Here is a 17,665-nt window from a genome sequence, read left to right as displayed (position 1 = left end):
AACTATTATCTAATAGAGAATGGGTCTAAAGATGGTTCATCTGATGTGTAGAACCAAGTTGTTTTTACTCTTGTGTAATCTTTAATTGATTCAATTCCTGCCTCTTTACCGTATCCACTATCCTTGATACCTCCAAATGGAGCTGACGGTGAAATTAATCTGTAAGTGTTTACAAAAGTAATTCCTGCTCTGATAGCATTGGATACTCTCATGCCTCTTGCAAGATCACTGGTGTACACACCTGAAGAAAGACCATATTGATTATCATTCATTAATTTTATCACTTCCTCCTCAGTATCAAATTTCATAACGGATAATACTGGACCAAATAATTCATTTTCAGCTACTGGTAAGTTATGATTTTCACATTCAATAATTGTTGGAGGAAAATAATAACCTTCATTTGAAAAAGAATGTCTTTTACCTCCACATTTAATTTTACCACCTTGTTCAACAGTTAATTTAATATTTTTTTCTATTACCTCTAATTGTTTAAAGTTACTTAATGGACCCATCTCAGTATCGGGATCCATTGGAGCACCAATTTTAATTTTTTCTGCTCTAGCTGCTAACTTATCTAAAAATTCCTTATAAATTCCTTTTTGTAAATATAATCTTGAACCTGCGATACAACTTTGACCGCTAGCTCCAAATATTCCAGCAGTAATTCCATTTATAGCATTTTCTTGTTTAGCATCATCAAATACTGCTACAGGACTTTTTCCTCCTAACTCTAAACTTACTTCAGATAAATTCTCAGCAGAATTTCTAATTATATGTCTTGCTGTTTCAGGTCCTCCAGTAAAAGCAACTTTCTCAACTAAGTTATGAGTAGTCAATGCTTTACCACATGGATCTCCAAAACCAGAAACTACATTAATTACACCTTTAGGTATTCCAGTTTCCTCAACAAGTTTTGCAAATTCAAACATTGTTGCTGGAGCTAATTCAGAACATTTGATTACTACTGTATTACCCATAGCCAAAGCAGGAGCAACTTTTGTTGCAGTTAAAAACATTTGAGAATTCCAAGGAATGATAGCTGCAATAACTCCTATTGGAATTCTAGTTGTGATTGCTTGAATATTTGGTTTATCTATTGGAAGAACTGTTCCCTCAACTTTGTCAGCTAATCCTGCGTAATAATCATAATATTCAGCAATGTATTTTGCTTGTTGATAAGTTTCTCTGTACAATTTTCCTGTATCAATTGTTTCAATCTTACCTAGCAATTCAGAATTCTCTCTAAGCTTGTTTCCAATATCTCTTAAAAATTTTGCTCTATCTCTTGCAAGCATTTTTGGCCATTCACCTTCAAAAGCTTTTTGTGCAGCTTTTACAGCTCTGTCTACATCGTTTGCACTAGCTTCTGGAACTACAGCCCATGGCTTATTATCTTCTGGATTTAAAGTTTTAAAAGTTTTTTTTGTATCAGAGTCTACCCACTCACCATCTATAAACATTTGATATTTTTTTAATTTAGACATTATTTATATGTTTCATTATTGCATTATTTACTTCGTCTGCATATTCAATAGTACACAAATGCTTTCCATTTTTAATTTCAATATATGTTGAGTTTTGAATATCTTTATTTAAATTTTTAGACATATCAGGTGTAGATCCTGGATCATCTGAGCCTGTAATTATTAATGTATTAGTTTTAATATTTTTTACATTTTCAAGATTATCTTTGTAATTCGCAAATAACTCATAAGCTTTTATAAAATTTTCTTGGTCTTTTCCCTTTTTGTTAAGAATTTTCATAAACTCATCATATAATTCAGGATTTTGTTCAAGGTACTTATCTGAAAACCATCTCTTCATTGCCATTTGAGAAATAGGCATATTTTTTTTTGCTAAATTGACCCTATCAACAACATTTTGTCTTTCCAAATCTGTCCTTTTGTATGTAGTGGAAATCAATGTTAAGGAATTTAAATAATTTTCAAATTTTGATGCAAATTCTATTGCTATTAGCGATCCAATAGAAAATCCGATTAAATTAAATTTCTCTATTTTTAAGTTATTTACTAGATTTGACAATTGGTTGGTAAAATTTTGCATCGATAAATTTGGCTCTTTAAAGGGTGTTTTCCCATGTCCTAACAGATCGTAAGTTATAAATGAATTGTCCTTGAAAAATTCAATTTGTGGTTTCCACATTTGTTGATTTAAACCAACACCATGAATAAAGATCAAAGGTAAAGAATTTTTATTATTAAAATAATAATGATTTTGATTAGTATCAAAATTATAAGACATCAATTAATTATCAATGCCCATCTCTTTCATATCTTGATATCGATCACCAGTTCTTGCATGAGCTCTTCCCGTTGGAGCTCCACCTATAGCAATAACTATTTCATCTTCATTAGGCGCATCATGAATAGTAAATTCATGGGTTAAATAAAAAGGTCTTAATCCAGCATCAGTTTTATGCATCATTGGAATTGAAATTTTTGCTCCTGCAGGACCTCTAGTATTTGTAAAGCTTAAATAAGAAGTTCCACCGACAGCGTCTCTAAATTTATTTCCAAATCTAAGAGTATGAATAAATGCAGAGGCGTGTTCTATTTCACCATTTAATCCTACCATCGCCGCCTTACCGTAGGCTAAAATTTTTTCACCTGATCCAATTTCTTTAGTTAATTCTGGTACTAATAGGTCTCCTAATTGAGGTGCAAGATCTAATATTTCTGGTTTTAAATCTTCTACAAAACCTTTTCCAGCCCAAGGATTTTTTATAACAGCTGCAACAGAAACTAACAAAACAGGTTTATTTGCTTTTTTTCCACCTTCAATAAAAGTTTTATCTACAAACTTTGCAAATTTTCTAAGTTTTAGCTCCATGTGTTAACTCGCCTTTTGTATATTAGAATTAATAGGTTTTATATTTGGAATTACCTCTTCTGTAAATAATTTGATGCTTCTCATACAGTCTTCATGTTTGATACCAGGAAAGTTAGACCAAACTTGTAAATTTTGAAGATTTAATTCTTGCTGAAGTTCGTTTATTTTTTCTATTACAAACTCAGGTGTTCCAAATAAAAGATTTCTTTTATGAAGAAATTCATAATTTAATAAATCTAATTTATTTTTAGTCTCAGGCAATTTTTCATCTGGGTCCATATGGTTTCCTAACCCCCTCCAATGGCAGACCCATCTCATATAATTTACAATATGTTCTCCAGCCATTTTTTCTGCTTCTTCCATAGTTTCTGCAACAAACATGTCTCTAACCAAACTTATACCTTCACCTAAAGGAACATCTCTGTTTTCAGCTTTAGATTTTGCTTCTTTAAAAATTTCAAATCTTTTTTTCAAAGCTTTTACAGTTGGGATCCACATAATTGTATTAAGTCCATTTTCTGCTGCCCACTGAATTGATCTTTCTCCATCAACTACTTGTGATATTGGTGGAAATGGTTTCTGATAAGGTTTTGGTAATACAGATATTTGTTTTAGTTCGTTTGTTTTTAAATCCACAACATTTTCTTTGGGAGGACTCATGTCGTGTTGCCAAATAAAATTAGGAGATGGATAAGTATAAAATTCTCCTTGATGAGAGAAAAAGTCTTCAGACCATGCTTTTTTCATTATTTCTAATGTTTCTGAAAAAAGTCTAAAATTTTTTGCCTGATCTTTTAGGTCAGCTTCTTTATTCATGTTGATTGCTTCTCTACCGTAAACACCTCTACCAATACCGACCTCAACTCTACCTTTAGACATTTGGTCGAGTGTAGCTATATCTTCAGCAAGTCTTATTGGATTATGAAATGTGATTACGTTACATGCTTGCCCTAAACGAATATTTTTAGTTCTGGCCGCAGCATCTGTACACATCATTAAAGGATTAGTACAGGACTCCATCCCCTCATGATTAAAATGATGTTCTGTGTACCAAATAGAATTCCAATTATTTTGGTCGCAATATTCTGTGATTTCTCTAGCTTCGTCTAAAAGCTGAGTATAAGGTTTCTTGTCCCAGTTGGTAGTATTACAAAAATATCCAAAGTTCATAAAGCCTCCTTTAAAAATTAATTTAAAGACGACCGATCCCACTTTCGTAAATCTTTGATTTAAACGACGAGTTATGTATCGCTTTATAAATAACGATATCACTTTTTAATAGCAGTGGAAATCTAAAAAAGCTTCTTTTTATCTGTCCATGGACCTTTTTTTGTTTTAGGTAAAAACTTTTTAAGATCTAATAGGACTTTTTCAGACAGCTTTCTGTATGTAGTAAGTTTTCCTCCATAAATGTTTAAAAGAGGTAATTTTTTTACAATGTTTAAATCAAAAACATAATCCCTTGTAACTTTTGAGGCCTCTTTAAAATCCTCTATTAGAGGTCTTATTCCTGAATAAGTATCAACTATATCTTTTTTGCTTATTTGTTTTTTTAAATAATTATTTACTGATCGAATTAAATATTGAGTTTCTTGTTTTGATATTACAGTATTTTCTGGGGATTTAACCTCTACTTCAGTTGTTCCAATTAATGAAAATTTCTTTTTGTAGGGAATTACAAAAATTATTCTTTTATCTGTATTTTGAAATGTAAATGCAACATCTTCTTTATATAATTTCTTTGTAATTATGTGACTACCTTTAACTAATCTGATTTTATTTTTAGATTTTATTTTTATATTTTTATGCAAAGTTTCATTTATCCATGGTCCTGATGCATTGATTAAAACTTTTGATTTTATTTTTTTTCTATTTTGAAGACTAATGACCCATTCATTATTAATAATTTCAGCTTTTTTAACTTTATTGTATTCTAGTATTTTGGCTTTATTTTTTTTTGCATCTTGAGCATTTAGTTTTGTTAATTTTTTATCATCAATTTGAATATCATAATATTGAAAACCAGTTTTGTATTTCTCCTTAAGAATATTTGGAAATTTTTCATTAAGATCTAATGTTTTTGATTTTGGAATACTAGTTTTCCCACCTAAATTATCATACAAAAGCAAACCAAATTTAATTAACCATGCTGGTCTAATTTTATCAGTATGAGGGATAATAAATGGAATTGGCTTTGAAATATGTTTTGCAATTTTATAAACAATTTCTCTTTCTTTAAGAGACTCTCTTACTAATTTAAATTCATAATTTTCTAAATAACGAAGACCACCATGAATTAATTTTGTTGACCAAGAAGAAGTTGCACCTCCTATTTCTCCTTTGTCAACTAAACATACCGACAAACCTCTTCCAGAAGCATCTCTTGCTATACCAGCTCCATTTATACCGCCACCTATTATGAATAAATCAAATACTTTAGACATCAAACTTAAATGTTTATAAAATGTAATAATAAATTTTCAACGACTTAAATTATTTTAACGCTGGTATTCGATGAATTTTTTTAAAGATTGATTTAGAAATTTTTCGTAGATCTGACCTGTGTTAGAATATTTTTTTGAATTAAGGAAAGATTTATTCATTTTAAAGTCATAAGAGGGCTCAAAGAAGAATGGAACGGAAAGTCTCTTGCTTTTATTCCATAGTACTCTGTGATTTGTAGCTTTAAATTTACCTTTACTTAAAAACTCTAAAGCTCTTCCTGTATTTACTACCAAAGCTTTTTTATTAAATGGCACATCATACCATTTTTTCGTTTTTCTATTCTGTACTTGAAGACCACCTTTTTTATCTTGGTATAGAACTGTAAATATTCCACTATCTACATGCGTTTCACATCCAAGTGCAACCCCATCTTGTTTTGAAATTTCTACTGGCTTTGTTTGATTTGGATAATAATTAAACCTTAAAGTGCTTAGTGTTTTTAATCTTGAAAATGCTTTTCTTGAAAGATCTGGATTAAGTTTGTTTAATTTAATGACACTTTTAAACAAAGTTTCACTTAAATTATAAATATTTTCGAAATATTTATTTAAGGCCTCAATAGAATTTTTGTTAAAACATGTATTTAGATCTAAATATTCAATGTATTGGTTTTTGGTTTTTGTTGAATATTTCTTGGTAACTTTTAAATCTCCTATATCCAATCCTTCTTTACCATTTACGTCACTTGGAAAATATCCTCTATAGAGATTTTTATTTTTTTTATTCCATTTTTTTGGTGATAGTTTCTTTTTTTTGCTGTCTGACAAATTGAAGAACTTGTTTCCTATTTTACATATTTTATTAATTTCTTTCAAATTAAGACCATGTCCAGTCACTTGAAAAAAACCTATATATACACAAGCTTTCTCAATTTCTTTAATTGTTTTTAACGCACTCCGGGTCTCAAAATTATTTTTGATAAGTGATGATATGTTAATTCTGGGTATATAATTTTTGGTCATCTTCTAACAGGTGTTTCTGTAGCAATGTATTGCTCTCTCACTTTCTCTCTTAAATATATGTATATTCCAGCTGCTATTATACACGCAACACCTAGAAATGTTCTTCCAGATGGAATCTCGTTAAATAGGAAATACCCTGGTATCATCGACATTATAATTAGAGAGTATTCAAATAAAGAAACAACTGATGGAGATGCAACTATGTATGCAGAAAATATACAAAGAAAAGCAATTGATGCTGCTACACCAAAAAATAATATAAATTTCCATGTGTAATCAAAGTTAGAAAACCATTCTCTAAAAATAAATTGTGTTGTTGGATCAAAATTAGAATTGTTAAACTGACCATTGCCCATAAACAGATAAATAGCTCCACATAATATGAGCGCAATTAAATAGAAATAAAATAGTTGAGTATTTACATCATCTTTGTCGGAGGTATATTTTGTAATTGTCATAGAGGCTGCATAAAAAAATGCACATCCGACAGGAAGTAGACTTTTGTATTCAAAATCTGAAAAATTTGGATCTAAAACTATAAAAACACCAATAAAACCAAATACAATTGCAGACCATCTTCTAATTCCAATAAATTCCTTTAAAAAAAATTTAGCAAAGATTGATACAAAAAAAGGGCAGGAGAAAAAAAGTGCATTAGCTGTTGCTAATGGCATGTAAGTTAGAGAAATAAAAAATGCAGAAAAAGCTAAAAAATGTAAAATTACTCTTACCAAAGTTAATATTGGATAATGCGTTTTTAAACTAACTTTTTGCTTTTTAAATTTGATGTAGCAAAACAGTAAAATTGCAGCAACAAAGTATCTGCCAAAAAAAATTTCATATAATGCTGCTTTTTCAAATATAAATTTGATTAGTGAGTCCTGCATTGCAAATAAAGTCATTGCAATAATAATAAGAACAATTCCTTTAGAGTTATTATCGGTACTCATTTCGCACCTATACCAAAATAAGATAATGAATAATATTTAATTATTTCTTCAGTTTTGAAGAGAACAAAAGATTTTCACTTGAAAATTCAGCTTCATTTTCCTTTATAAAAGCAGCCATCAACTTCAACTTTTCTTCTTCGAATTCTGTTACCTTTCTTTTGCTGAGATCAATATATAGAGATATCCATTCCATTGATGCTGAGATTTTTTTTGTCTCTGTTGCAATCATTTCCATTTTTAAGTGTAATCTTTTTTTATCATGGTCAAAATAAGTAAGGTTTATATCAACAGACTCACCTTCTTTGACCTCATTAATATATTTAGTGTTTGTCTCGACAACCATAGTGCTTCTATTTAGATTTTTTGCTGCACTTGCTCCCATTTTAAATTTTTCAAGTGCTACTTCCCATGCTTCATCAAATATCAAAACATAATAAGCCATGTTCATATGATTGTTATAATCAACCCAGTTCTTTGTGATATTGAAGCTTTTAAGAAAAACTGACATTTAATTTTTTAATTTAATATTAATATCATATAATAAGGTTTTTATGAAAAAAGTATTAACAGCCAGTTGTTTATGCAAAGGTGTAAAGTTTAAAACACTTAATAAACTAAGAAGTGTATCTAATTGCCATTGTGTGCAATGCAGAAAAACTCATGGTGTATTTGGAGCTTATACAAATATTAAAGACAAAGAACTTAAATTTTTAAACAAAACTACTTTAAAGTGGTTTAAGTCATCTAAGAATTCCAAGAGAGGTTTTTGCAATAAATGTGGGGCAAGTATATTTTTTAAAGTTGATAAATCTGACAATGTTTCAATTTCTGCAGGGATGTTTGACGGTAAAACAAAACTAAAAACTTTTAGAAATATATTTGTAGGTTCAAAGTCAGATTTTTATCAAATCAATGACAAACTTCCAAAATATAAAAGATTTGCTAAATAAAATTATTTTAAGATTTAGTTAAAGAAGACTGTAATTCTTGATTAGTAATATAGCCCTTAATATTACCATTCTTATCAACCACTTCACAATTTGAATCTGAACAAACTATTTGAGGTAAAAATTCTTCAATAAATTGATCTTCATTTACTTTAATGACGTTTGATTTATCAATATTTTCAGATTCATTTAAATTTTTCATAATTATTTTTGCTTTGATCACTTTTGCTCTATTCACATCTTTAACAAAAGCTTTTACGTAATCATCTGCAGGGTTCATTATAATTTCTTCTGGAGTTCCAACTTGTACTAATTTTCCTGAATTTAAAATTCCAATATGGTCACCTAATCTCAATGATTCATCAAGATCATGAGTAATAAATACAATTGTCTTTTTTAATTCTGATTGAAGATCAATAAGTTGTTTTTGCATGTCACTTCTTATTAGTGGATCTAGAGCACTAAAAGCTTCATCCATTAACATTATGTCCGTATCTGTTGCTAATGCTCTTGCTAAACCAACACGCTGTTGCATTCCTCCAGATAATTGATTTGGATATTGATTTTCAAATCCATTTAATCCAACAGCATCAATTTTTTCCATTGAGATTTTGTTTCTCTCATCTTCTGCTTTACCTTGCATTTCCAAACCATATCCAACATTTTGCAAAACTGTTTTATGTGGGAACAAACCGAATCTTTGGAAGACCATACTCATTTTATGTCTTCTAAACTCAATCAGTTTTTCTTTATCAAGCGACATCACATTTGTGCCCTCAACTAAAATTTCACCATCAGTTGGATCTATAAGTCTATTTAAATGTCTTATTAATGTGGATTTTCCTGAGCCCGAAAGACCCATACAAACAAACGTTTCACCTTCTTCAATTTTAAGAGATACATTATCTAAACCAACTGTGTGCCCAGTTTTTTCTAATATTTCATCTTTAGTTGAACCTTCCTTGACCATTGGAAGAACTGATTTTGGATTATTGCCAAAGATTTTATAAACATTGTTGATTTCGATTTTTGACATCAATTAAGTTCTAACAGTTCATAGAGCATAATGTAAAACAATTTCTATACAACTTTAAATTGATTTTTATAAATTCGATTTTGTTTGATTTTGTTAGACTTTTAAATAATCATTTAAATAATGACCAAATCAGATCAAGATATTCGATGCGAACTATCTGCTCTTTATAGAATTTTACATATGTATGGAATGACAGATTTAGCCAATCAATGTGCAGGAGCTAGATCAGCTGAAGATAAAGATTGTTCTTTTGTTCATCCTTATGGAATGTTTTATGAAGAGATTACAGCGTCATCTTTAGTTAAGATTGATAAAGATGGAAGAAAAGTAAATTCAGATGGACCATGGTTAAATGATGGTTGTATTAATCTTGCACAATGGATTTTTAATTCACGTTCTGATGTTAACTTTTATGTTCACGGACATGCTAATGATGTTATGGCAGTTGGAGGAACCAAAGAAGGTTTGATGCATCTTTCACAAGCAGCAGTCTATTTAAATCATTTAATTGGATATATCGATTACGAATTTGTTGAGGATAAAGATTTTGGAAAAAAATTTGAAAATCTTATAGGGAAGCACGATATTTTAATTACAAGAAATCATGGATACTACACGGTAGGTAAAACTGCTGCAGAAGCATTTTTTAGAGCTTATTATTTAGAACAAGCATGCACTGTTCAGGTTAAAAACTTATCTATGGGACTAACTAAACATGAAATAGACAAACAAAAAGCTGCTTATTTTTGGGACAATATGAGTAGTTCAGATGATTATAATTATGATGGAAAAACAGAGTGGGCTGCATTATTAAGAAAATTAGATCGTGAAAATTCAAATTATAAAAGTTGATGGAACAAAATTATAAAATTGAAAATATAACTAAAAATTCTACAAATTTAGAAGTTGATTGGTGTGATGGAAAAAAAAGCAAGTTTAATTATTTGTGGTTAAGAGATAATTGTCCTACAGCACACGATAAAGTTTCTCGTCATAGAATGTTTAACATTCTCAAAGTATCTAAGGATATAAATCCTAAAAAATTTTCTTTGAACAATGATGGTAAACTTCAAATTGAATGGAGTGAAGGAGATCATGTTAGTTATTATGATCAAAAATGGTTGAGAGACAATTGTTATACAATTAAGAACAATTTAGAATACAAATCACCCTACAAGCTTTGGGACAATTCTCTTCAAGACCATTTAAAATCTGTAGAAATTGATCATGATGAAATCGTTAATTCAGATGAAGGCTTGATAAAATGGTTGGAACTTTTGCATCATACTGGAATTGCAATTGTAAAAAATGCACCGACAGATGAGAACTCTGGGTTTAAAGTTTTAAATAGAATTAGTCACACTAGAGAAACTTTTTTTAAAACTCCATTTGAGGTAATTAATATTCCAAAACCAAATAATTCTGCTTACACAGCACATGCTTTGAGAAATCATATGGATTTACCTTGGTTTGAAACACCTCCAGGATATCAATTTCTACACTGTTTAGTTAATTCTGCAAGTGGAGGAGATTCCTCAGCTGTGGATGGATTTGCGGTAGCAGATTATTTAAGAAAAAATGAAAAAGAAATTTTTGATACACTAGTTAATGTTCACCTCAAATTTCGAGATATGGATTATACACAAGAGTCAGTAAGAAGTTATTATGCGCCAGCAATTTCTTTAACTAAAGATAATGATTATCACGACATTAGATTTAGTGTTGCAACTATGGATGCCTTAGATTGCCATCCTGATTTAATGGACAAAGTTTATAAAGCTCATCATCGATTTGGAAATTTATTACACGATGATAAATTTCAAATTAAATTTAGATTAGGGCCAGGAGATGTATTTACTTTCAACAATAGAAGATTGCTTCATGGGAGAACTGAATTTGATCCAAATTCAGGTCATAGACACCTCCAAGGATATTACATGGATCGTGATGAAATTATTGGAAGATTGAGGTATTTGAGAAATTCAAATTAATTCCAACCCGTTACGTTCTTTACCTCTAAAAATTCTTCCAATCCCCAAACTCCTCCTTCTCTTCCATTTCCGGACTGCCTGTAACCACCAAAAGGAGTCCCAACATCAGCTGCATTACCATTTATATAGACACATCCTGATCTTAATTTTTTTGCAACTCTATGAGCTTTTTCTTTATCATCAGTTTGAAGATAATTTCCTAAACCATAAGAAGTATCATTTACAATTTTCACTGCTTCATCCTCAGTATCAAACGGAATAATTGATAAAACAGGCCCAAAGATTTCTTCCTTTGCAATTCTCATCTCATTAGTAACATCTGTGAAAATAGTTGGTTTAATAAAATATCCTTTATTTAAACCATTGGGTAATTCTGGTCCTCCAGCAGCCAAAGTTGCTCCTTCAGAAATTCCACTTTCAATAAGATTTATAATTTTATCGTACTGAACTTTTGAAATTACAGGACCAATGTGATCTCCTTTTTTAGTCGCTTGATCAACTTTAATTTTATTAGCTTCATCAACAGCTTCTTTTACTGCTCTTTCATAAATAGATTTTTCAACCAACATTCTTGTAGGTGCATCACAAGATTGACCTGAATTACTCATTACATTTCTAATACCATCTCTCACTGCATCTTTATAACTGTCAGCAAAAACAATATTTCCACCTTTGCCACCCAGTTCAAGACAAACTCTTTTGATTGTATTAGCAGCATTTTTAGAAATTAACTTTCCAGCTCTTGTTGAACCGGTAAAAGAAACCATATCAATATCTGGATGGCTTGAAATATCTGATCCAACTCCAGCACCATCACCATTTACTAAATTAAAAACTCCTTTTGGAAATCCAGCTTCATCAATCATTTCAGCAAATAGCATTCCTGATAACGGAGCAATTTCTGAGGGTTTTAAAATCATTGTACAACCAGTTGCAAATGCTGGAGCAACTTTAAGAGCAATTTGATTTATTGGCCAATTCCAAGGAGTTATTAATCCACAAACTCCTATTGGTTCATAACAAATATGATTATTTGATTTTTCATCAAAATGTTCTTCAAAGTTAAAATTTTTAAGTCTTAATATAAAATCTTCTAAATGATTTCTTCCTGATGCTGTTTGAACATCAGTTGACCAATCCATTGGAGCACCCATTTCTAATGAAATAGCTTCTGCCATTTCATTAAATCTTTTTTTGTAAATAGTTAATAATTTTTCTAATAATTTAATTCGTTCCTCTTTTGAGGTTTCTTTCCAAGTTTCAAATGCTGTTTTTGCAGCTTTTACTGCTCTATTTGTATCTTCTGTAGACCCTAGAGAAATTACTGCACAAGGATCTTCATTACATGGATTGATAACATCAAAGTCATTTTTTTTAATTGGATCTACCCATTCACCATCAATATAAAATTTTCTTTTATCTAACATGATTTTATTTTAGCATACTATTTAGATTTCATATCCTTTTTCCTCAGGCTCATTATCAACTAATTCTTCTGGAAAACCTTTAGCTCTAAAATCAATATTATTTAAATCTTCCATCCTTTTAACAATCATAGAAGACCACGCTCTAGACCCATATTTTTTTTGTCCATCTTTAAATATTTCAACAACTTTTGGAGATATCTCTAGTGGAGCATTTAATTTTTTGGCCAGATCATCAAATAAACCTGTATCTTTTAAAACTAAATCCATTGTAAAATTTATATTATAAGAACCATTCAAGATTACCTGACTTTCTGTTTCATGAACAAATGAATTTCCTGATGATGCAGCTATTCCTTTGAATGTTTTTTCAAGATCTAGATTAGATTTTTTAGCAACTGTCCAAGCTTCTCCTAAAGCAACCAAATGTACTGAAGCTAAATAATTTGTAATTACTTTAAGAGTACTTGCTGTACCCAATTCACCAGTATGTAACACTTTTCTTCCCATTACTGTTAAAACAGGTAAAATTTTTTCAAATGCTTTTCTCTCACCACCTACAAAAATTGCAATATTTCCTGTTGCAGCTCTATGACAACCACCACTTACTGGGCCATCTAAAGGTATAGCATTTTTTGCAATTACTTTTTCTCCAATTCTCTTTACCTCAGCTTCATCAGTAGTACTCATTTCAAGCCAGATTTTATTTTCAGAAAGGCCTTGAAGTACTCCATCTTCAGCTTCCATAACTTCTGCGCTTACTTTTAGAGATGGCAAAGAAGTAATTACAAGATCAACTTGTTCTGCAAGTTCTTTTCCAGAGTTTGCAACTTTTGCACCAGAACCTTTAAATTGATCTGTTAAATTTTGATCTACATCTCTTACTGTTAAGTCAAATCCATTTCTTAACAAACTCCCTGCAAGTTTAGCACCTACATTTCCTAGACCAATAAAACCTATCTTCATTATTTTACCTCTTCTTTTTTATTTTTTGTAAAAACAATTAATATGACACCAACAATTATTATTACTCCACCAATGAATAGTTCTTTTGTTGGCTCTTCTCCTAAAAGAAAAATTGCAGCTAATAATCCTGTTGGAGGAATTCCCATAGTTACAATTGGTAGAACTTTATAAATAGGATTATTTTTAATAACATAATAGAAACAACCATATGTAACTGGCTGCATTATAAAACCAATGTAAATTGCAATTATCCAATGATTAATTTCTGCGTTAGCAAAATATTCAATAGTATTTCCATCAATGATTGCTGATAAAAGAATTAAAATTGGACCAGAAAATAATGCCATCCAAGCAACTAATGCCAAAGGATTAATTTCTTTACTTAAAGGTTTCACCATTACTTGCCCAAGAGCCCAAATAGCAGAGCCTAATATCGTCAATCCAATACCAATAATTTTTCCATCTAAATTTGGTGAGCCAGTTAAAACATAAACGCCAATAAACGCTATACCAATACCAATTAGTGCTCTAACTGTTGGTTTCTCTTTAAGCATAAAGTAAGCAAAAATAACTCCAAACGGTACTTCCATTTGTACCAGCAAAACTGCTGAAGATGCATCAATTAAGTCTAAACCAGAGTAAGTAATACTGTACTGTAAAGTATTTGCTATTAAAGATGCTATGAATATTTTTAATAAATATCCTCTCGGTATTGGAAACCACCAGACTAAAATTGATGCCGCAAATATAAATCTTAAACCCATTAATAAAATTGGTGGAAAAGACTCGAATGCTGGTTTTGCAATTACAAAACCAAAACCTAAAAAAATTGGAACCAGTGATGCAATGAAGGTATCTTTTAAATTCATGTCGTTAATTTAATATTAATGATTATTAAAGAACTTCTGATATATTCATCTTTTAAAATATGAATTCAACAAAAATAGATCCAAAATACATTAGTAAATCAAATCCAAGAGTTGGCTTAATTGCACTTGCAAGTGATTTTATGATTGAGAGAGATTTTATTAATGTCATAAAAGACAGGGAAATTGATTTTTTTGTTAACCGTATTGAGTGTTACAATCCATTAACTCGAGAAAACCTGATTAAAATGTCTAATAAAGTAACTGAGGTTGCAAAAGATATTTTACCAGATCAAGATATTGATTGTGTTGTTTATGGTTGCACTTCTGGGACCATAGCAGCTGGATATAATTCTATTGAACAAAAAGTAAAAGCAGCAAAACCAATGGCTGATGTTACAACGCCTAGCACAGCAGCCATTAAAGCTCTAAAAAAATTAAATATAAATAAAATTTCTTTGTTCACACCTTACAGTAAAAAACTAAATGATGAGGTTTTAGATTATTTTAAAACAGAGGGTTTTGAAATTACTTCTAATTCTTACTTTGATATCGAAGCTGATTATGACATTGGTAAAGTAGATCAAGATTACTTATATGAAGTATTATCTAAAATTGATTTAAATGGGGCAGAGGCTTTGTTTGTTTCGTGTACAGCATTACCTGTGTTACCAATTATTGATAAACTTGAAAAAAAACTGAACACAGTAGTATTATCTAGTAATCAAGCATTAATTTGGGATACACTTGTAAAAATAAATAAAAATAACTCTGTTGAGGGATTTGGAAAACTATTTAAGGTAAACTAATGTCATTTACTAAAGAAGAATACAAACAAAGATTAAAAAAAGTTCAAAAAATGATGCAAGAAAAAGGCATCGAACTTTTAATTTCTCATGACACTAATAATTTATATTATCTAACTGGTTATGACGCCTGGTCATTCTATTATGCTCAATGTGCAATTGTTCATGTAAATGCTGATGAACCGTTATGTTTTGTAAGAGCTCAAGATGCGGGTGGAGCTTATATAAAAACTTATTTAAAAGATGAAAATATTTTAGTGTATGATGAGGAGTACATTCATACTTGGCCAAAACATCCTTACGATAGATTAGTTGAAATAATTAAAGAAAGAAAATGGGACAATCTATCAATCGGGCTAGAGATGGATGCTCACTATTTTACAGCTTTTTGTTATGAAAAAATAAAACAAGGTTTGCCAAATGCTAAAATAAAAGACAGTGATCGATTGGTGAATTGGGCAAGATTTACAAAATCTGATGCAGAAATAAATTATATGAAATCTGCAGCAAAAATTTCAGAACAAGGAATGAAAACTGCAATGGAAGTTATTAAGCCTGGTGTCAGACAGTGTGATGCAGTTGGTGAAATTCAAAAAGCACTTTTTTATGGAACTGAGGAATTTGGTGGTGAATATTCAAGTATTGCAACCCTACTTCCAACAGGAAAAGGTACTTCTGCTTCACATTTGACCGCTACCCAAGATAAGTTTGTAGAGGGAGAGGCAACAATTATTGAACTTTCTGGAGTTTATAAAAGATATCATGCGCCAATGGCTAGAACTGTACTACTTGGAAAGCCAAATCAATTAAAAATCGATACCATGAATAAAACCATTGAAGCTTTAAACTCAGGAATAGAGGCAATTAAAGCAGGAAATACTGTAGATGATGTTGCTCAAGCTTTTTGGAAAATACTCGATAAATATGGTATCGAAAAAAGATCAAGAACTGGTTATTCAATAGGGATTGGCTATCCTCCTGATTGGGGAGAGCACACTCTTAATATATATAAAGGAGACAAGACAGTTCTTGAGCCTAATGTTTGTTTTCATATGATTGCTGTGATGCAGTTTGGTGACTGGGGTGTTGAGGCGTCTGAGGCTATTAGGGTTACAGAAAACGGGTCAGAGTTATTTTGTAATTTTCCAAAAGAGCTTCATATCAAGAGTTAATTTACTATTGAAATCTACTTTCACAAATGTTTAATAATCAATTTTATGTCTAAAAATCCAGAATTCGTAAAATTTGATAAAGTAGATAAAAGTTATGACGGGAAAGTACTTGTCGTTAAAGACCTACAATTAGATATTGCTGAAGGTGAATTTATAACGATGCTTGGACCATCTGGTTCAGGTAAAACAACTTGTTTAATGATGTTAGCTGGATTTGAAACTCCAACTAATGGAGAAATTTTATTAGATGGAAATATTATTTCTAACATCCCACCTCACAAAAGAGGAATTGGAATGGTGTTCCAAAATTATGCACTATTTCCACACATGACAGTTTATGAAAATTTAGCCTTTCCTTTAAGAGTAAGAAAAGTTGAAAAAGATGAAATTGATAAAAAAGTAGATAAAGCTTTGTCGATGGTTTCTCTAAATGGATTTGAATCTAGAATGCCAGCACAACTTTCTGGAGGACAACAACAAAGGGTTGCTGTTGCAAGAGCACTTGTGTTTGATCCAGCCGTTGTTTTAATGGATGAGCCACTTGGTGCTTTAGATAAAAATTTAAGAGAGAGCATGCAGTATGAAATTAAACACATTCATGAAAGCATTGGAGTCACTGTTGTATACGTTACTCATGATCAAAGTGAGGCTCTTACTATGTCAAATAGAATAGCTGTATTTAATGATGGCAAAGTTCAACAGTTATCTGATCCAGCAGAACTGTATGAGAAACCAGTAAATTCTTTTGTTGCAGAGTTTATAGGTGAAAATAATACTTTTAATGGTGAGGTGTCTGATATTGATAAAGACACATGTAAAGTTAAATTGGGTAATGCAGAAATATTAGCTAACCCTATTTCTGTAAAATCAAAAGGTGAAAAAACTACAGTATCTTTAAGACCAGAAAGAGCTTTAATAAATCCAACAAACAAAATGGACAACATGTTTGCCGGTAAAATAGAAGAAGTAATTTACCATGGTGACCACACAAGAGTAAGACTGGACTTACTTGGTAGTTCTGAATTTATTTTAAAAGTACCAAACAGTACCTCAAATCTTGAGCTAAAAGTAAAAGAGGATATCAATATTGGTTGGAACAGTGTTGATGCTAGAGCTTTAGATCCTAAATAGTTTCTATTAAAAATTCAAAATAACATTAGCTAAAATGAGCTGTTGACTTCACTTGC

At 30.6% G+C, this 17,665-nt stretch carries 18 protein-coding genes; 6 read left to right on the top strand and 12 right to left on the bottom strand.

Annotated features, from left to right (window positions below; all coding sequences use genetic code 11):
* Positions 1-5 precede the first annotated feature (5 nt).
* The 8 genes from ACTTA0_RS06960 to ACTTA0_RS06925 form a co-directional block, all read right to left on the bottom strand.
* Complete coding sequence (locus ACTTA0_RS06960; RefSeq protein WP_440676547.1) at positions 6-1,487, bottom strand: aldehyde dehydrogenase; 1,482 nt, start codon at positions 1,485-1,487, stop codon at positions 6-8.
* Entirely contained in the window at positions 1,480-2,265 is a 786-nt protein-coding gene (locus ACTTA0_RS06955; RefSeq protein WP_440676546.1) for an alpha/beta fold hydrolase, read from the bottom strand. The genes ACTTA0_RS06960 and ACTTA0_RS06955 overlap by 8 nt, the downstream gene beginning before the upstream one ends.
* A gap of 3 nt (positions 2,266-2,268) precedes the next feature.
* A complete protein-coding gene (locus tag ACTTA0_RS06950) occupies positions 2,269-2,853 on the bottom strand; it encodes an amino acid synthesis family protein (RefSeq protein ID WP_440676545.1) in 585 nt (194 codons plus the stop codon).
* 3 nt (positions 2,854-2,856) lie between these two features.
* On the bottom strand, positions 2,857-4,023 hold the full coding sequence (locus tag ACTTA0_RS06945) for an LLM class flavin-dependent oxidoreductase (RefSeq protein ID WP_262590344.1): 1,167 nt from the start codon (positions 4,021-4,023) through the stop codon (positions 2,857-2,859).
* A gap of 122 nt (positions 4,024-4,145) precedes the next feature.
* Positions 4,146-5,297 carry a glycerol-3-phosphate dehydrogenase gene (gene glpD, locus ACTTA0_RS06940; protein WP_440676544.1) on the bottom strand — a complete coding sequence of 384 codons (1,152 nt, stop codon included), beginning with the start codon at positions 5,295-5,297 and terminating at the stop codon, positions 4,146-4,148.
* Between the two features lie 54 nt (positions 5,298-5,351).
* Positions 5,352-6,320 carry a 2OG-Fe(II) oxygenase family protein gene (locus ACTTA0_RS06935; RefSeq protein WP_440676543.1) on the bottom strand — a complete coding sequence of 323 codons (969 nt, stop codon included), beginning with the start codon at positions 6,318-6,320 and terminating at the stop codon, positions 5,352-5,354.
* A complete protein-coding gene (locus ACTTA0_RS06930; protein ID WP_440633661.1) occupies positions 6,317-7,270 on the bottom strand; it encodes a DMT family transporter in 954 nt (317 codons plus the stop codon). The genes ACTTA0_RS06935 and ACTTA0_RS06930 overlap by 4 nt, the downstream gene beginning before the upstream one ends.
* Before the next feature lie 40 nt (positions 7,271-7,310).
* Complete coding sequence (locus ACTTA0_RS06925; protein WP_440676542.1) at positions 7,311-7,778, bottom strand: thioesterase family protein; 468 nt, start codon at positions 7,776-7,778, stop codon at positions 7,311-7,313.
* A gap of 43 nt (positions 7,779-7,821) precedes the next feature.
* Here ACTTA0_RS06925 and ACTTA0_RS06920 point away from each other — a divergent pair, with 43 nt between their 5' ends.
* The gene (locus ACTTA0_RS06920) at positions 7,822-8,220 is read left to right on the top strand and encodes a GFA family protein (RefSeq protein WP_440618122.1); all 399 of its coding nucleotides are present in this window, start codon (positions 7,822-7,824) and stop codon (positions 8,218-8,220) included.
* Between the two features lie 7 nt (positions 8,221-8,227).
* On the opposite strand, the gene ACTTA0_RS06915 is transcribed toward ACTTA0_RS06920, so the two are convergent.
* Positions 8,228-9,253, bottom strand: a complete 1,026-nt coding sequence (locus tag ACTTA0_RS06915; protein ID WP_440614059.1) for a quaternary amine ABC transporter ATP-binding protein — start codon at positions 9,251-9,253, stop codon at positions 8,228-8,230.
* Positions 9,254-9,373: 120 nt separating this feature from the next.
* On the opposite strand from ACTTA0_RS06915, the gene ACTTA0_RS06910 reads away from it, so the two are divergent.
* Positions 9,374-10,105, top strand: coding sequence for a class II aldolase/adducin family protein (locus ACTTA0_RS06910; protein ID WP_440676541.1), 732 nt, complete (start codon positions 9,374-9,376; stop codon positions 10,103-10,105).
* Positions 10,105-11,244 carry a TauD/TfdA family dioxygenase gene (locus tag ACTTA0_RS06905; protein WP_440676540.1) on the top strand — a complete coding sequence of 380 codons (1,140 nt, stop codon included), beginning with the start codon at positions 10,105-10,107 and terminating at the stop codon, positions 11,242-11,244. The genes ACTTA0_RS06910 and ACTTA0_RS06905 overlap by 1 nt, the downstream gene beginning before the upstream one ends.
* Here ACTTA0_RS06905 and ACTTA0_RS06900 read toward each other — a convergent pair.
* From ACTTA0_RS06900 to ACTTA0_RS06890, 3 genes are read right to left on the bottom strand one after another with little or no spacing between them, the layout of a single operon-like run.
* Positions 11,241-12,671: an aldehyde dehydrogenase family protein gene (locus ACTTA0_RS06900; RefSeq protein WP_440676539.1), complete on the bottom strand. Its 1,431-nt coding sequence runs from the start codon at positions 12,669-12,671 to the stop codon at positions 11,241-11,243. The genes ACTTA0_RS06905 and ACTTA0_RS06900 overlap by 4 nt on opposite strands.
* 21 nt (positions 12,672-12,692) lie before the next feature.
* Complete coding sequence (locus tag ACTTA0_RS06895) at positions 12,693-13,634, bottom strand: NAD(P)-dependent oxidoreductase (RefSeq protein WP_440676538.1); 942 nt, start codon at positions 13,632-13,634, stop codon at positions 12,693-12,695.
* Positions 13,634-14,503: a DMT family transporter gene (locus tag ACTTA0_RS06890; RefSeq protein ID WP_440676537.1), complete on the bottom strand. Its 870-nt coding sequence runs from the start codon at positions 14,501-14,503 to the stop codon at positions 13,634-13,636. The genes ACTTA0_RS06895 and ACTTA0_RS06890 overlap by 1 nt, the downstream gene beginning before the upstream one ends.
* A 59-nt stretch (positions 14,504-14,562) precedes the next feature.
* On the opposite strand from ACTTA0_RS06890, the gene ACTTA0_RS06885 reads away from it, so the two are divergent.
* The 3 genes from ACTTA0_RS06885 to ACTTA0_RS06875 are packed head-to-tail and all read left to right on the top strand — an operon-like array spanning position 14,563 to position 17,609.
* Positions 14,563-15,309 carry a maleate cis-trans isomerase family protein gene (locus ACTTA0_RS06885; protein WP_440676536.1) on the top strand — a complete coding sequence of 249 codons (747 nt, stop codon included), beginning with the start codon at positions 14,563-14,565 and terminating at the stop codon, positions 15,307-15,309.
* Positions 15,309-16,478: a M24 family metallopeptidase gene (locus ACTTA0_RS06880; RefSeq protein WP_440676535.1), complete on the top strand. Its 1,170-nt coding sequence runs from the start codon at positions 15,309-15,311 to the stop codon at positions 16,476-16,478. The genes ACTTA0_RS06885 and ACTTA0_RS06880 overlap by 1 nt, the downstream gene beginning before the upstream one ends.
* Positions 16,479-16,523: 45 nt before the next feature.
* Positions 16,524-17,609, top strand: a complete 1,086-nt coding sequence (locus ACTTA0_RS06875; protein WP_440676534.1) for an ABC transporter ATP-binding protein — start codon at positions 16,524-16,526, stop codon at positions 17,607-17,609.
* Positions 17,610-17,665: the final 56 nt, after the last annotated feature.

It is taken from the genome of Candidatus Pelagibacter sp. HIMB1593 (assembly GCF_052047755.1).
GTDB lineage: Bacteria > Pseudomonadota > Alphaproteobacteria > Pelagibacterales > Pelagibacteraceae > Pelagibacter.
The sequence above is the reverse complement of the archived record's forward strand: the minus strand, read 5'-3'. Positions and strand labels throughout refer to the sequence as shown.

What these genes read in the sequence shown, in the direction of transcription:
- ACTTA0_RS06960 (WP_440676547.1), bottom strand. Translation starts at nt 1,487, where the DNA reads ATGTCTAAATTAAAAAAATATCAAATGTTTATAGATGGTGAGTGGGTA.
- ACTTA0_RS06955 (WP_440676546.1), bottom strand. Translation starts at nt 2,265, where the DNA reads ATGTCTTATAATTTTGATACTAATCAAAATCATTATTATTTTAATAAT.
- ACTTA0_RS06950 (WP_440676545.1), bottom strand. Translation starts at nt 2,853, where the DNA reads ATGGAGCTAAAACTTAGAAAATTTGCAAAGTTTGTAGATAAAACTTTT.
- ACTTA0_RS06945 (WP_262590344.1), bottom strand. Translation starts at nt 4,023, where the DNA reads ATGAACTTTGGATATTTTTGTAATACTACCAACTGGGACAAGAAACCT.
- glpD (WP_440676544.1), bottom strand. Translation starts at nt 5,297, where the DNA reads ATGTCTAAAGTATTTGATTTATTCATAATAGGTGGCGGTATAAATGGA.
- ACTTA0_RS06935 (WP_440676543.1), bottom strand. Translation starts at nt 6,320, where the DNA reads ATGACCAAAAATTATATACCCAGAATTAACATATCATCACTTATCAAA.
- ACTTA0_RS06930 (WP_440633661.1), bottom strand. Translation starts at nt 7,270, where the DNA reads ATGAGTACCGATAATAACTCTAAAGGAATTGTTCTTATTATTATTGCA.
- ACTTA0_RS06925 (WP_440676542.1), bottom strand. Translation starts at nt 7,778, where the DNA reads ATGTCAGTTTTTCTTAAAAGCTTCAATATCACAAAGAACTGGGTTGAT.
- ACTTA0_RS06920 (WP_440618122.1), top strand. Translation starts at nt 7,822, where the DNA reads ATGAAAAAAGTATTAACAGCCAGTTGTTTATGCAAAGGTGTAAAGTTT.
- ACTTA0_RS06915 (WP_440614059.1), bottom strand. Translation starts at nt 9,253, where the DNA reads ATGTCAAAAATCGAAATCAACAATGTTTATAAAATCTTTGGCAATAAT.
- ACTTA0_RS06910 (WP_440676541.1), top strand. Translation starts at nt 9,374, where the DNA reads ATGACCAAATCAGATCAAGATATTCGATGCGAACTATCTGCTCTTTAT.
- ACTTA0_RS06905 (WP_440676540.1), top strand. Translation starts at nt 10,105, where the DNA reads ATGGAACAAAATTATAAAATTGAAAATATAACTAAAAATTCTACAAAT.
- ACTTA0_RS06900 (WP_440676539.1), bottom strand. Translation starts at nt 12,671, where the DNA reads ATGTTAGATAAAAGAAAATTTTATATTGATGGTGAATGGGTAGATCCA.
- ACTTA0_RS06895 (WP_440676538.1), bottom strand. Translation starts at nt 13,634, where the DNA reads ATGAAGATAGGTTTTATTGGTCTAGGAAATGTAGGTGCTAAACTTGCA.
- ACTTA0_RS06890 (WP_440676537.1), bottom strand. Translation starts at nt 14,503, where the DNA reads ATGAATTTAAAAGATACCTTCATTGCATCACTGGTTCCAATTTTTTTA.
- ACTTA0_RS06885 (WP_440676536.1), top strand. Translation starts at nt 14,563, where the DNA reads ATGAATTCAACAAAAATAGATCCAAAATACATTAGTAAATCAAATCCA.
- ACTTA0_RS06880 (WP_440676535.1), top strand. Translation starts at nt 15,309, where the DNA reads ATGTCATTTACTAAAGAAGAATACAAACAAAGATTAAAAAAAGTTCAA.
- ACTTA0_RS06875 (WP_440676534.1), top strand. Translation starts at nt 16,524, where the DNA reads ATGTCTAAAAATCCAGAATTCGTAAAATTTGATAAAGTAGATAAAAGT.